The 12,459-nt window shown below is 69.2% G+C and carries 10 protein-coding genes; 6 read left to right on the top strand and 4 right to left on the bottom strand.

The window, feature by feature from the left end; genetic code table 11:
* Positions 1 to 57: 57 nt before the first annotated feature.
* The 4 genes from secD to ADL15_RS36155 all read left to right on the top strand — a co-directional run bounded on the left by secD (position 58) and on the right by ADL15_RS36155 (position 6,449).
* Positions 58 to 1,992 (top strand): protein translocase subunit SecD, encoded by a 1,935-nt coding sequence (secD, locus tag ADL15_RS36170; protein WP_067700910.1) that lies wholly within the window; start codon positions 58 to 60, stop codon positions 1,990 to 1,992.
* Position 1,993: 1 nt separating this feature from the next.
* The gene (secF, locus tag ADL15_RS36165; protein ID WP_067700907.1) at positions 1,994 to 3,151 is read left to right on the top strand and encodes a protein translocase subunit SecF; all 1,158 of its coding nucleotides are present in this window, start codon (positions 1,994 to 1,996) and stop codon (positions 3,149 to 3,151) included.
* Between the two features lie 97 nt (positions 3,152 to 3,248).
* The gene (locus ADL15_RS36160; RefSeq protein WP_232344761.1) at positions 3,249 to 3,791 is read left to right on the top strand and encodes an adenine phosphoribosyltransferase; all 543 of its coding nucleotides are present in this window, start codon (positions 3,249 to 3,251) and stop codon (positions 3,789 to 3,791) included.
* 174 nt (positions 3,792 to 3,965) lie between these two features.
* Positions 3,966 to 6,449: a RelA/SpoT family protein gene (locus tag ADL15_RS36155; RefSeq protein WP_067700902.1), complete on the top strand. Its 2,484-nt coding sequence runs from the start codon at positions 3,966 to 3,968 to the stop codon at positions 6,447 to 6,449.
* 81 nt (positions 6,450 to 6,530) lie between these two features.
* Here the strand turns inward: ADL15_RS36155 and ADL15_RS36150 are convergent, their stop codons facing one another.
* Together ADL15_RS36150 and ADL15_RS36145 are read right to left on the bottom strand one after the other, a co-directional pair.
* The gene (locus ADL15_RS36150) at positions 6,531 to 7,376 is read right to left on the bottom strand and encodes a peptidylprolyl isomerase (protein WP_067700899.1); all 846 of its coding nucleotides are present in this window, start codon (positions 7,374 to 7,376) and stop codon (positions 6,531 to 6,533) included.
* Positions 7,377 to 7,405: 29 nt separating this feature from the next.
* A complete protein-coding gene (locus tag ADL15_RS36145; RefSeq protein WP_067700896.1) occupies positions 7,406 to 8,269 on the bottom strand; it encodes a peptidylprolyl isomerase in 864 nt (287 codons plus the stop codon).
* A 193-nt stretch (positions 8,270 to 8,462) separates the two neighbouring features.
* Between ADL15_RS36145 and ADL15_RS36140 the strand changes: the two genes are divergently transcribed.
* Both ADL15_RS36140 and hisS read left to right on the top strand, forming a co-directional pair.
* Positions 8,463 to 9,161: an MBL fold metallo-hydrolase gene (locus ADL15_RS36140; protein WP_067700893.1), complete on the top strand. Its 699-nt coding sequence runs from the start codon at positions 8,463 to 8,465 to the stop codon at positions 9,159 to 9,161.
* A gap of 18 nt (positions 9,162 to 9,179) precedes the next feature.
* Entirely contained in the window at positions 9,180 to 10,484 is a 1,305-nt protein-coding gene (hisS, locus tag ADL15_RS36135; protein WP_083972213.1) for a histidine--tRNA ligase, read from the top strand.
* A gap of 7 nt (positions 10,485 to 10,491) precedes the next feature.
* On the opposite strand, the gene ADL15_RS36130 is transcribed toward hisS, so the two are convergent.
* A complete protein-coding gene (locus ADL15_RS36130) occupies positions 10,492 to 11,001 on the bottom strand; it encodes a hypothetical protein (protein ID WP_157441816.1) in 510 nt (169 codons plus the stop codon).
* Between the two features lie 269 nt (positions 11,002 to 11,270).
* Positions 11,271 to 12,152, bottom strand: coding sequence for an endonuclease domain-containing protein (locus ADL15_RS36125; protein ID WP_067700884.1), 882 nt, complete (start codon positions 12,150 to 12,152; stop codon positions 11,271 to 11,273).
* Positions 12,153 to 12,459: the final 307 nt, after the last annotated feature.

The following is a 12,459-nucleotide window of genomic DNA, read 5'->3' as shown; positions in this document are numbered from 1 at the left end:
TCGCGCGGCCGGAACACAGGGAGACCTAACGCCGTGGCACGACCACCACAGGGACAGATGCATCCTGGACGCCAACTCGGCGTGCTCGGCTTGATCTTCGTCGTCCTGTATCTCATGGTCTTCTTCGCTGGTGACGCCAGTGGCAGCTTCACCAACCGCCTCAAGCCGAAACTGGGTCTCGACCTGGTCGGCGGCACGCAGGCGACGTACATCGCGACGCAGGCCGGCGGGACACCGACCAAGGAAGCGATGGAGCAGGCCCGGACGATCATCTCGAATCGGGTGAACGCCCTCGGCGTCTCCGAGGCCGAGGTGGTCATCCAGGGCAACAACACCATCGTGGTCTCCCTGGCGGGCAAGGCCGACGACCAGCTCAAGGACCTCGCGCAGGCCGCCAACATGCGGTTCCGGCTGCTCACCGGCACGACCATGGACGTGTCCGCGGCGGCGCTGAACCCGGCGGCGTCGAGCCCGAGCGCGTCCGGTGCCCCGGCACCGTCCGGCTCGGTGAAGCCGAGCGGCACGGCCACCCCGAAGACCAGCGGCAGCGCGCCGGCGGTCAAGCCCAGCGTGTCGTCCGGCACCGGTGGCCAGGGCGGCGGCGAGGCAGTGCCGAGCGCCACCCCGTCGGCCCCGTCCGCGGCGCCGTCCGCGACGGCCGAGGCCCCGGTGGCCACGCCGACCGCGTCGTCCACCCCGGCTCCGGTCGCGGCGAACGTGCAGGCGCAGCGCAAGGCGATCGAGCAGAAGGTCGGCGCCAAGCTCTGGGCGCAGGCCGAGGCGCTGAAGGCGCCGGTGGACCTGTCCACCGACCCGAAGGCCGGCCTGGTCTACAAGCCGTTCGCCCAGCTGACCCCGGTCGAGATCGCCGCGCTCAGCCCGGCGATGCAGTTCAACGTCCCGACGATCGGCTGCGACCAGCTGAACAAGCGGCCGAACGGCTCGATCGACGACCCGGACTCGCCGGTGGTGGCGTGCTACGAGGGCCAGGCCAAGGTCATGCTCGACCAGGCCAAGGTCACCGGTAACGACATCGACAGCGCGAGCCCGCAGCTCGACTCGCAGACCGGCCAGTGGGTCGTCTCGCTCAACTTCAAGAGCGACGGCCAGAAGAAGTGGGCCGACCTGACCCGGGTGGCGTTCAACGCGACCTCGGCCGACCCCTGCTTCACCGCGGTGCAGAGCCTCTACGGCACGGACACCGAGCACTGCGCCGTCGCCGTCGTGCTGGACAAGGAGATCCTGTCCGCGCCGCAGATCCAGGGCGTGCTGACCGGCTCCTCGCAGATCACCGGCAGCTTCGACGGGGTCACCTCCAAGCAGCTCGCCGACCAGCTGAAGTTCGGCGCCATCCCGGTCACCTTCACGGCCGGCCCGATGCAGACCGTCTCCGCGACGCTGGGCATCCAGCAGCTCGAGGCCGGCCTGATCGCCGCCGCGATCGGCATGGCCCTGGTGGCGGTGTACGCGTTCTTCTACTACCGGCTGCTCGGCTCGGTCATCTTCCTGAGCCTGCTGCTCTCCGGCCTGCTCACCTTCGGCGCGCTGGTCTTCCTCGGCCGTACCATGGGCTACACGCTGACGCTGGCCGGTATCGCCGGCTTCATCGTGTCACTAGGCGTCGCGGCCGACTCGTTCGTGATCTATTTCGAACGATTGAAGGACGAGATCCACGAGGGCCGGTCACCTCGCAGCGCGGTGCCGCGGGCGTGGCACCGGGCCCGCCGGACGATCATCTCGGCGAACACCATCACCATCATGTGTGCGGTGGTGTTGTACGTGGTGTCGATCGGCGCGGTGCAGGGCTTCGCGTTCGCGATGGGTCTCTCCACCGTGCTGGACCTTCTCGTGGTGTTCCTCTTCCGGCACCCGATCATGACCATGTTCGCCAGCACCAAGGCGTTCATGTCGCCGCGGGTCAGTGGTCTCGGCCGCGTCCTGCGCCGCACCCCGACCGAGGAGCCCGGCTCCTCGCGTGTGAAGGAGGCCTGACATGGCCGGTTCCGGTCTCGCGAATCGCCTCTACCAGGGCGAAGCGAACATCAACATCGTCGGCCGCCGGAAGATGTGGTTCACGGTCGCGGCGGCGCTGATCCTCGTCGCGATCGGCAGCTTCGTGATCCGTGGCTTCGAGCTCGGCATCGAGTTCGCCGGTGGCACCTCGTTCAGCGTCCCGGCCTCCGCCGACGGCAAGACGCTGACCCAGGACCGGGTCCACGACGCGGTGGAGAAGGCCGTGGTCGCGGCCAACCCCGAGGCCGCCGTGCTCAACGCGCAGCAGGTCGGCGACGGCGCCAAGGCCAGCTACACGGTGCGCGCCTCGGCGCTCTCCGCGGCCGAGGTCGAGCAGGCCAAGACCGCGCTGGTCGCGGACCTCGGGGTGAAGGCCGAGGAGGTCTCGGACAGCCAGGTCTCGGCGGCCTGGGGTGGCGCGGTCACGAAGCAGGCGCTCATCGGCCTGATCGTGTTCCTGGTGCTGGTGGTCGGGTACCTGATCGTCCGGTTCGAGTGGCGGATGGCGGTGGCCGCGCTGGCCTCGCTCATCCTCGACCTGGTGCTCACCGCGGGCGTGTACTCGATCGTCGGCTTCGAGGTGACGCCGTCCACGGTGATCGGCTTCCTGACGATTCTGGGTTATTCGCTGTACGACGTGGTGGTGGTGTTCGACAAGGTGCAGGAGAACACCCGCGGGATCACCGCGGGCAGCACCCGGACGTACTCCGAGGCGACCAACCTGGCGGTCAACCAGACGCTGATGCGGTCGCTGAACACCGGTCTGGTGGCGCTGCTGCCGGTCGGTGGCCTGCTCTTCATCGGTGCCGGCCTGCTCGGCGCGGGCACCCTGAAGGACCTGGGCCTGGTGCTCTTCGTCGGCATGGGCTTCGGGGTCATCTCCTCGATCCTGTTCGCGGCGCCGGTGCTGAGCGCGCTGAAGGACCAGGACCCGAAGATCAAGGCGCACAACGCCCGGGTGCTGACCCGCCGCGCGAACCGCTCCGACGACGTGGCCCGCGGCGACCGTGGCCGGCCGGCCAACGCCACCGACGCGGACGTGCAGCCGGTCATGGCGGGTGGCTCCGCCCCCCGCCCGGGCGCCCGTCCGGCGACCCGCCGGGGCACCAACAACAACCGGCCGGGCGGCAAGCGCTGACCTGGCACGGCACTTCTGGACGGCCCGTCACCGCACCTGCGGTGGCGGGCCGTTCCGCTGTCATTAGGCTGTCGCGGTGACTAGCGAGAATCCTTCAGTGACCGGTGACAGCGGTGCCGAGCTGGCCGCCCTGGTCGCGGGCGCCAGCGTCGACGTGCCGGACTTCCCCCAGCCGGGTGTGGTGTTCAAGGACCTGATGCCGCTGTTCGCCGACGGCGCGGTGTTCCGTCAGGTGATCGACGGGATCGTCGCGCACCACGGCGCCGGCTCGTTCGACGTGGTAGCCGGCGTCGAGGCGCGCGGGTTCGTGGTGGCGGCCGCGATCGCGTACGCCACCGGTGCCGGGGTGGTGCCGATCCGCAAGGCCGGCAAGCTGCCGCGCAAGGTCCTGTCCGCCTCGTACGCGCTGGAATACGGCGAGGCCACCATCGAGGTGCACGAGGACGCGTTCATCGCCGGACAGCGGGTCCTGGTGGTCGACGACGTGCTCGCCACCGGTGGCACCGCGGCCGCCGCGATGGATCTGGTGGAGCGGGCCGGTGGCACGGTCAGCGGCTTCTCGGTGCTGCTGGAGCTGGGTTTCCTGCCCGGCCGGGAGAAGCTGAGCCCGCGTACGGTGCACGCCCTGCTGACCGTTTGATCCGACTTCGATGTCCGTCGCCCGGCTGGTCCCGGCCGAATCAGAGGTTCGGCCGGGCCAATCGCCATCGCGGTGCGGGTAGGATGGGCGTTCCAGAGGGGCACCCCTGGGAGAAATCGGCTTCGGCGGGCTGCACGCTCCGGCGAGGTAATCGCGAAGGTGAGAGGGAGGCCGGTGTCCAGCGACGTCGTCCCTCCGGCGGAGGGCACGGTGCAACCGACCCAGAACTCGCGGACCGGCTCGGGTGACTCCACGCCCGGCGACGAGGCTCGCGCGGACGAGAAGGCCACTGCCGACGGGGTGACACCCGCGGTGGGTCCCCGCTCCGCGGCGCCCGCCGGTGAAGTCGAGCTTGCTCAGCCACTCACACCGACCGGTGAGACGGTCGGTTTCGGATTCGCCAGCGCGCCCACCGGGCGGCGGGTCCGGGCCCGTCTGGCCCGGTTCAACGCGCCGTGGCAGAACACCCAGATCAGTGAGGTGCTCGAGCCGCTGATCGCCACGCACCGGGCGAGTCACCCCAAGGGTGACGTGCGCCAGCTGCAGAAGGCGTTCGACGTCGCGGCCCGCTGGCACTCCGGTCAGTACCGGAAATCCGGCGATCCGTACATCACGCACCCGCTCGCGGTCGCGACCATCCTGGCCAACCTCGGCATGGACACCACGACGCTGGTGGCCGCGCTGCTGCACGACACGATCGAGGACACCGACTACGGCCTCGAGCAGATGCGTACCGACTTCGGCGCCGAGGTGGCGCTGCTGGTCGACGGCGTCACCAAGCTCGACCGGGTGAAACTCGGCGACGCGGCGAAAGCCGAGACGATCCGCAAGATGGTCGTCGCGATGGCCAAGGACCCGCGGGTCCTGGTGATCAAGCTGGCCGACCGGCTGCACAACATGCGGACCCTGACCTTCCTGCCCCGCCCCAAGCAGGAGCAGAAGGCGAAGGAGACGCTGGAGATCCTGGCCCCGCTGGCCCACCGGCTGGGTATGAACACGATCAAGTGGGAGCTGGAGGACCTGGCCTTCGGCACGCTCTTCCCGAAGCGGTTCGAGGAGATCAACCGCCTGATCGGGGAGCACCAGCCGCAGCGCGAGGCGCTGTTGCGCCAGGTGACCAACCGGGTCAGCCTCGACCTCAAGTCGGCGAAGATCAAGGCCGAGACCACCGGCCGTCCCAAGCACCTGTACTCGATCTATCAGAAGATGATCGTCCGGGGCCGGGACTTCAACGACATCTACGACCTGGTCGGCGTGCGCATCCTGGTCGACACGGTCCGGGACTGCTACGCCGCGCTGGGTGTGATCCACGCGAACTGGCAGCCGGTGCCGGGCCGGTTCAAGGACTACATCGCGATGCCGAAGTTCAACATGTACCAGTCGTTGCACACGACGGTGATCGGCCCGACCGGCAAGCCGGTCGAGATGCAGATCCGGACGTTCGCGATGCACCGGACCGCCGAGTTCGGCATCGCCGCGCACTGGAAGTACAAGGAGCAGAAGGGCGCGACGATCGTCGGCCCGCCGGCGCACATCGACGAGATGACCTGGCTTCGGCAGCTGCTCGACTGGCAGCGGGAGGCGAGCGACCCGTCCGAGTTCCTGGACGCGTTGCGCTTCGACCTCTCCAGCCAGGAGGTCTACGTCTTCACGCCGAAGGGCGACGTGATCCCGCTGCCGACCGGTTCGACGCCGGTCGACTTCGCCTACGCCGTGCACACCGAGGTCGGGCACAAGTGCATCGGCGCGCGGGTCAACGGCAAGCTGGTGCCGCTGGAGTCGACGCTCTCCAACGGCGACGTGATCGAGATCTTCACGTCCAAGTCCAGCACGGCCGGCCCGACGCAGGACTGGCTCGGCTTCGTGAAGAGCCCCCGGGCCCGCACGAAGATCCGCCAGTTCTTCAACAAGGAGCGCCGCGAGGAAGCGATCGAGGTCGGCAAGGACTCGATCGTCAAGGCGATGCGCAAGCAGGGCCTGCCCCTGCAACGCATGCTGACCAGCGACAACCTCAATACCATCGCGCGTGACCTGCACCTGCCCGACGTCGCCTCGCTCTATGCGGCGGTCGGCGAGAGTACCGTCTCGGCCCACTCGGTGGTCACCAAACTGGTGGCCGGCTTCGGTGGCGAGGAGGGCGCGGTCGAGGACATCGCGGAGACCGCCGTCGCGACCCGTCCGCCGCGCAACCGCGCCACCGCGCAGGACCCGGGTGTGGTGGTGAAGGGCGTCTCGGACGTCTGGGTGAAACTGGCCCGCTGCTGCACCCCGGTGCCCGGCGACGCGGTGTTCGGTTTTGTCACCCGCTCCGGCGGGGTCAGCGTGCACCGGGAGGACTGCGCCAACTCGCAGGACCTGCGCGATCAGGCGGAACGCGTGGTCGAGGTGAGCTGGAAGCCGACGTCCGCGTCGACGTTCCTGGTCGCCATCCAGGTGGAGGCGCTCGACCGGCACAAGCTGCTGGCCGACGTGACCCGGGTGCTCTCCGAGGAGCGGGTGAACATCCTGTCCGCCACGGTCACCACGACGCGTGATCGGGTGGCGGTCAGCCGGTTCACCTTCGAGATGGCCGACCCGAAACACCTGGGCCACCTGGTGGCGGCGGTGCGGAAGGTCGACGGGGTGTTCGACGCGTACCGGGTGACGTCCGGGGCCTGAGCTTCCGTCGTACCGGAAAAATGTCGTTGATCGCAAAAAGGGCGACCCCCGCGGGGGCCGCCCTTTTTCGCAGACCTGGGGTCAGGAGACCTTCATGGTCTTGATGTCGAGTTCCTTCTTCGGGTGACCGCCGCCGGCCTGCGACGCGAACGCGCCGTCGTCGCCGGCCTTGACCACCGACTTCACCAGGTCGAGGCCCTTGGTGATGGTGCCGAGCAGCGTGTAGTTCGCACCCAGCGTGGTGTTCTCCGAGCAGATGAAGAACTGGCTGCCGGTGGAACCCGGGTTACCGGTGTTGGCCATCGCGATCGAACCCGCGGGGTACGGGTTGGTCGTGTCGGTCGGCAGGTTCTCCTCGGCCATGGTGTAGCTCGGGCCGCCGGTGCCGTCGGTGTCACGGTAGCCCTTGCCGGTGGCGAACGGGTCGCCGCACTGCAGGACCTTGAAGCTGTCCTCGTTCACCAGGCGGTGGCACTTGGTGTTGTCGAGGAAGTTCTTCGACGCGAGGTACTTGAAGCTGGCGCCGGTGCAAGGCGCCTTCGTCAGGTCGATGGTCGCCTCGATCGCACCGAGGTTGGTGTCGAAGGTCAGCAGGCTGGTGCCGGTGTTCGGCACGGTGGCCGGCGGAGTGCCGACATCCTTGACCTTGCCGCCGCTGGCCTCGGCCGTGGCCGTGTCGACCGGCGTCCAGGTGCAGGCGACCGAACCGGCTGCGACGGTGGCGCTCCCGGAGGACGTCTTCTTGTCGTCCTTCTTCAGGGCACTGACGATCCACACAGCCGCGCCGGCGATCACCACGACGGCGAGAGCCGACCCGATGATCGCCTGCTTGCGACGCCGGCCACGGGCCGAAGCGGCGCGCTCGGCCATCTCCTTCTCGAGCCGGGCCCGTGCTGCCGCACGCTGCCGGTCCTTGATCGTCGACACGTCGTTCCTCCTGCTGGTCTCTTCCGAACTCACGACTGCACGCTCGCCGAGGGAGCGGCCGTGGAGGCGGCATCCGCGCCGACGGTCAGGGTCTTGATGGTGATCTTCTCCTTGGGTTTGACCTTGTCGCCTGCGTCATCGGTCACCGTCGTGATCTTGCCGATCTTCGCCAGCGTGTCCAGCCCACCGGTGACCTTGCCCACGATGGAATACGACGCGTCGGTGGTCGGCGCGTAATCCTTGAAGAAGATGAGGAACTGGCTGCCGTTGCTGGCGGCCGGGTTGCCGATCAGCGTCACGGTGCCCTTGGGGTAGAGCACGGGGGCCTTGGCCGGGGCGCTGGCGCTCGCCGCAGGCTCCGGCTGCACCGGCGTGTTCTCGTCGTAGAAGCTGTAGAGCGGGCCGCCGTTGTTGGTGCCGGACGGGTCGCCACAGTGCACCGCACCGATGTCCAGGATCTCGTGGCAGTCGGTGCCGTCGTAGAACTTCTTGCCGGCGAGGTAGCTGAGGCTGGCGGCGCCGCACGGGGCGCTCGCGACATCCAGGCTCGCCGTGATCGGGTCACCCTGGTTGGTGGCGATCGTCAGCGTCTCGGTGCCGGTCTCCGGCAAGTCCTTGGTGGGCGGTGTACCCACGTCCGTCTTGTCGGGGTTGTCATCCTTGGTCAAGGGGGACCAGAGGCAGATGTCCGCGGCCTCGGTGGTGGTCTTCTCGTCGCTGTCGAAAGCGCCACCGATCCACGCGCCACCGACCGCGATGAGCAGAACGGCCAGGCCAGTGCCGACGCCGGCGAGGATCCGGCGGCGACGCCGCTCCCGCACAGCCCGGCGTGCCGATTGGCGATCGAATTTCGCGCGCGCGAGCTTGCGCTGCCGGTCCTTGCTGGGAGCCACTAACGCTGTCCTTCCCTATACATGTCAAGGGGTGCGGCACGCCACACGCCCGCAAGAGTGTACGGGTACCTCCTGAGAAAGTGGTGTGCGGCTTCCCCGCTAGGCTCGTTACGATTCGCACCCGTTTTCATCAAGGTTCGCTGGGTTTCAAGGTTCGCTGGGTTTCATCAAAGTTCGCTGGGAGGAAGCGCTCGTGCTCGTCACCAGCTTTCCGGCCGAGGCCTTCGGCACCAACTGCTATGTGGTGGCCGCCGGCCCGGGTGAGCAGTGTCTGGTCGTGGACCCGGGTATCGGCGTGCTGGACCAGCTCGACGAGGTGCTGGCGCAGCACCGGCTCTCGCCGGCCGCGGTGCTGCTGACGCACGGCCACCTGGACCACACGTTCTCGGTCACGCCGGTCTGCGGGGCACGCGGCATCACCGCGTACGTGCACCCGGCCGACCTGGAGATGCTCGCCGACCCGGCCAAGGGCCTGAGCATGGACCTGAACGCGCTGTTCGGCGGCCGGCTGCCGTACTCGGAGCCGGAGGACGTCGCCACGCTCGCCGACGGCATGGTGCTCAGCCTCGCCGGTCTGGAGATCACCGTCGACCACACGCCCGGCCATACCGGCGGGTCGGTGATGTTCCGCCTGCCCGGAGCGAACTCCTCCTGGGACGCGGAGGAGCTCTGTCTCTCCGGGGACGTGCTCTTCGCGGGCTCGATCGGACGCACCGACCTGCCGGGTGGCAGCACCCCGACGATGATGGCCAGCCTGCGGGACAAGGTCCTGCCGCTGGCCGACGACACCGTCGTGCTGCCCGGCCACGGACCGGCCACCACCATCGGCCGTGAGCGCGCGTCGAACCCGTACCTGCGGGAACTGATCGCCGCGCCCGGCCGCTTCCTCTGATCGTCTTCAGGAGACACAGTGCCTATTTCCGGCTTCCCTGAGTGGCTGCCGTCCCAGCGCATGATCGAGCAGTACGTGCTGGACAAGATCCGTTCCACCTTCGAGCTGTACGGGTTCGCCCCGCTGGAGACCCGCGCGGTCGAGCCGCTGGACACCCTGTTGTCCAAGGGCGAGACGTCCAAAGAGGTCTATCTGCTGCGCCGGTTGCAGGATTCGGGTGACGCCGCACCGAAGAGCGATGATCAACTTGGGCTGCACTTCGATCTGACCGTGCCGTTCGCGCGGTTCGTCACGGAGAACCACGGCAAGCTGCAGTTCCCGTTCCGGCGCTACCAGATCCAGAAGGTGTGGCGCGGCGAGCGCCCGCAGGAGGGCCGCTACCGCGAGTTCCTCCAGGCCGACATCGACGTGGTCAACCGGGACACCCTGCCGTTCCACTTCGACACCGAGATGCCGCTGGTCATCGGCGACGTGTTCCGCTCGCTGCCGATCCCCGCCGCGACCATCCTGGTCAACAACCGCAAGGTGTGCGAGGGCTTCTACCGCGGCCTCGGGCTCGAGGACACCGCGCAGGTGCTCCGCACCGTCGACAAGCTCGACAAGATCGGGCCGGACAAGGTCGCGGCGCTGCTGACCGAGACCGCCGGTGCGACCGACGCGCAGGCCGCGGCGTGCCTCGCGCTCGCCGCGATCTCCTCGACGGACGGCTCGTTCGCCGACCGGGTGCGTGCGCTCGGCGTCGACGACCCGATGCTCGACGAGGGACTCGCCGAACTGCTGCAGGTCGTCGAGGCCGCTCCGGGCCTGGTCCGCGCGGAACTCAAGATCGCTCGGGGCCTGGACTACTACACGGGTACGGTCTACGAGACCCAGCTGCAGGGCTACGAGCGGTTCGGCTCGATCTGCTCCGGCGGCCGGTACGAGAACCTCGCGTCGGTCGGCAACACCCGCTTCCCCGGTGTCGGCATCTCGATCGGCGTATCCCGGATGCTCGGCCTGCTCTTCGGGCAGAACGCGCTGACCGTGTCCCGCTCGGTGCCGACCTGCGTGCTGGTCGCGCTGCCCAGCGACGACCAGCGGGCCGCGTGCGACCAGGTCGCCTCCGCGCTGCGCCGGCGGGGCATCCCGACCGAGGTGGCGCCGACCGCCGCCAAGTTCGGCAAGCAGATCCAGTTCGCCGACAAGCGGGGGATCCCGTACGTCTGGTTCCCGGGTGAGCCGCACACGGTGAAAGACATCCGCTCCGGAGAGCAGGTCGAGGTGGACGCCGCGACGTGGACGCCGCCGACGGCGGACCTGCACCCGGCGATCACCGGGGTCTGAGCCTTCTTCAGCCGGTGCTCAACAGGAAATAGGCCGTTGCCCGGTCGGCGCTGAGGAACAGGTCGCCGGGCAGCGGGCCGGTCGACGTGGTCTGCGCGTACTGCTCGCTGTGCAGCCAGGTCGTTCCGGCCGGTGCGAACGGGGCGAGCCTGGGCCACATGTCGTCCGGCGTGCCGAAGGTGAACGTCGCACCGGACGGGAGCGGCTTCCAGTCGTACTCGCCGGCCAGCTCGTCGGCGTCGGCCGGGCGCAACCGGATCAGCCCCTCGTAGCGCATGTCGGTCGGCCCCGGGACGTTCCGGTCGCACGGGGTGCCGAGGACCGTCACGTGGTAGTGCACCTCGAGATAGTCGCCGATGCCGGGCAGCTGGTCCTCGGTCCACCGGTGTGCCGTGTAGACCGTCTCGTTGGCCCCGTCGACCGAGGTGTCACAGGACTCGTCGCTCTTCTGCTGCCAGGCCAGGGGAAGACCACAGGCGAGCAGGGCCAGCACGGTGAGCCCGATCGAAACCTGCACGCCCCGCTTCACCGGCTCCTCACCGCCGCGAGCCTACCCACCCCCGACAACGCCCCCGCCCTCGGTCCTCACCGCCACCCCGTCCACTCGTGACCTCCCCGCCCGCAGCGGTGTCTCGACCCACCTGTGGCCAGCCGGCGTTCCGTGGTGTGGCTGGTTCGTGGGGGTGTCTCGGTCGGTTTGTGGCACCCCTGCGGCCCAGCCGGCGGGCCGTGGCTGGGCCGCAGGGGTGTCTCGGCGGGGTTGAGGCACCTCTGGGGGCCAGCCGGTCAGCTTCGGCGGGCCAGTTCGGCGGCGACCCTCAGCGCGGTCTGGCGGGGGAGGCGGAGCACGTCGTTCGCCGTGAACTGGAAGACCGTCCAGCCGGCCTCGCGCAGAGCGCTGTACCTGGCGATGTCCCGGCGGAACTGGTCACGCCCCCGGTGATGATCGCCCTCGTACTCGGCGGCCACCTGGGCGAACGGCCAGCCCAGATCGACTCTGCCGATCAGCCGTCCCCGGTGATCGTGAACCTCGAACTGAGGATGTGGCGCGGGGACGCCGGCATCGTGCATGAGCAGCCGGAGGCGCGTCTCCATCGGTGACTCGGCACGACTGTCCACCAGCCCGAGCACCTCCCGCAGGCGCGCCGTTTCCGGCCACCGGAAGCGCTGCCTGGCCATCTCGGCAGCGGCGCCGACATCGAGCGCCGACATTCCGTCGAGCAGGATCAGAGAGTCCACTCGGGCCAGGCGCCGGCCCAGGTCGAACGCCGTGCGTTCCAGGGTGGTCACCGGCAGGCCGTGGAGAACGGTGAGGTCACCCTCGCCGATGACGGTGTGATGGGTGGACACCCGCGGATGCCGGTTCATCCATGCGTCCCTCGGCGCCACCACCGACACCGGTGGGTCGGGATGCAGGAGTTCGGCACCCCACAGGTGGGCCGCGCTCGGACCGCCGATCGCCGTTCCGGGCGGGAGGATCAGGCCGATCGCGGTGCACCAGAGCCGGTGATCGAGTGGGAGCTCATGGTGGGTGTAGACGTCCGGCAGGAGGCGTCGCCAGACCGGGCTTCGCAACATGGTCTTGGTCAGCAGGCCCTCGGCGACCGCGGTGGAACCGCGGAACGGCGCGTGGGCCAGCGAGGCGGGAACACGGGGGCTGGTAGGCATCCGGCCAGAGTCGGCCGGGCGCCGGCATTCGCGCTGCACCCCTGTGGACAACCGGCGAGTGTGTAAAACCTTCGGCTGGTTCTCCGGGGGTGTCTCAACGCCCGGCAGGCACCCCTGAGCGCCAGCCGATCGACCGCAGCTGGCGCCCGGGGGTGTCTCAGAGGGCCGGAGGCACCCCGGAGAACCAGCCGGCTACGGCGAGCTGAGGTGCGGTGCGGACGTGGCGGCGGGGTGCGGTGCGACGGGTGGCTTGCTGGTGGCGGCGTGGTGCGGGGGTGGCAGGTGGCTTGCTGGTGGGGGCGGGGCG

The organism is Actinoplanes awajinensis subsp. mycoplanecinus, assembly GCF_001509495.1.
GTDB classification, from domain to species: domain Bacteria; phylum Actinomycetota; class Actinomycetes; order Mycobacteriales; family Micromonosporaceae; genus Actinoplanes; species Actinoplanes palleronii.
Note: the sequence above shows the minus strand (reverse complement) of the source record. Positions and strands in the feature narration are given on the sequence as shown.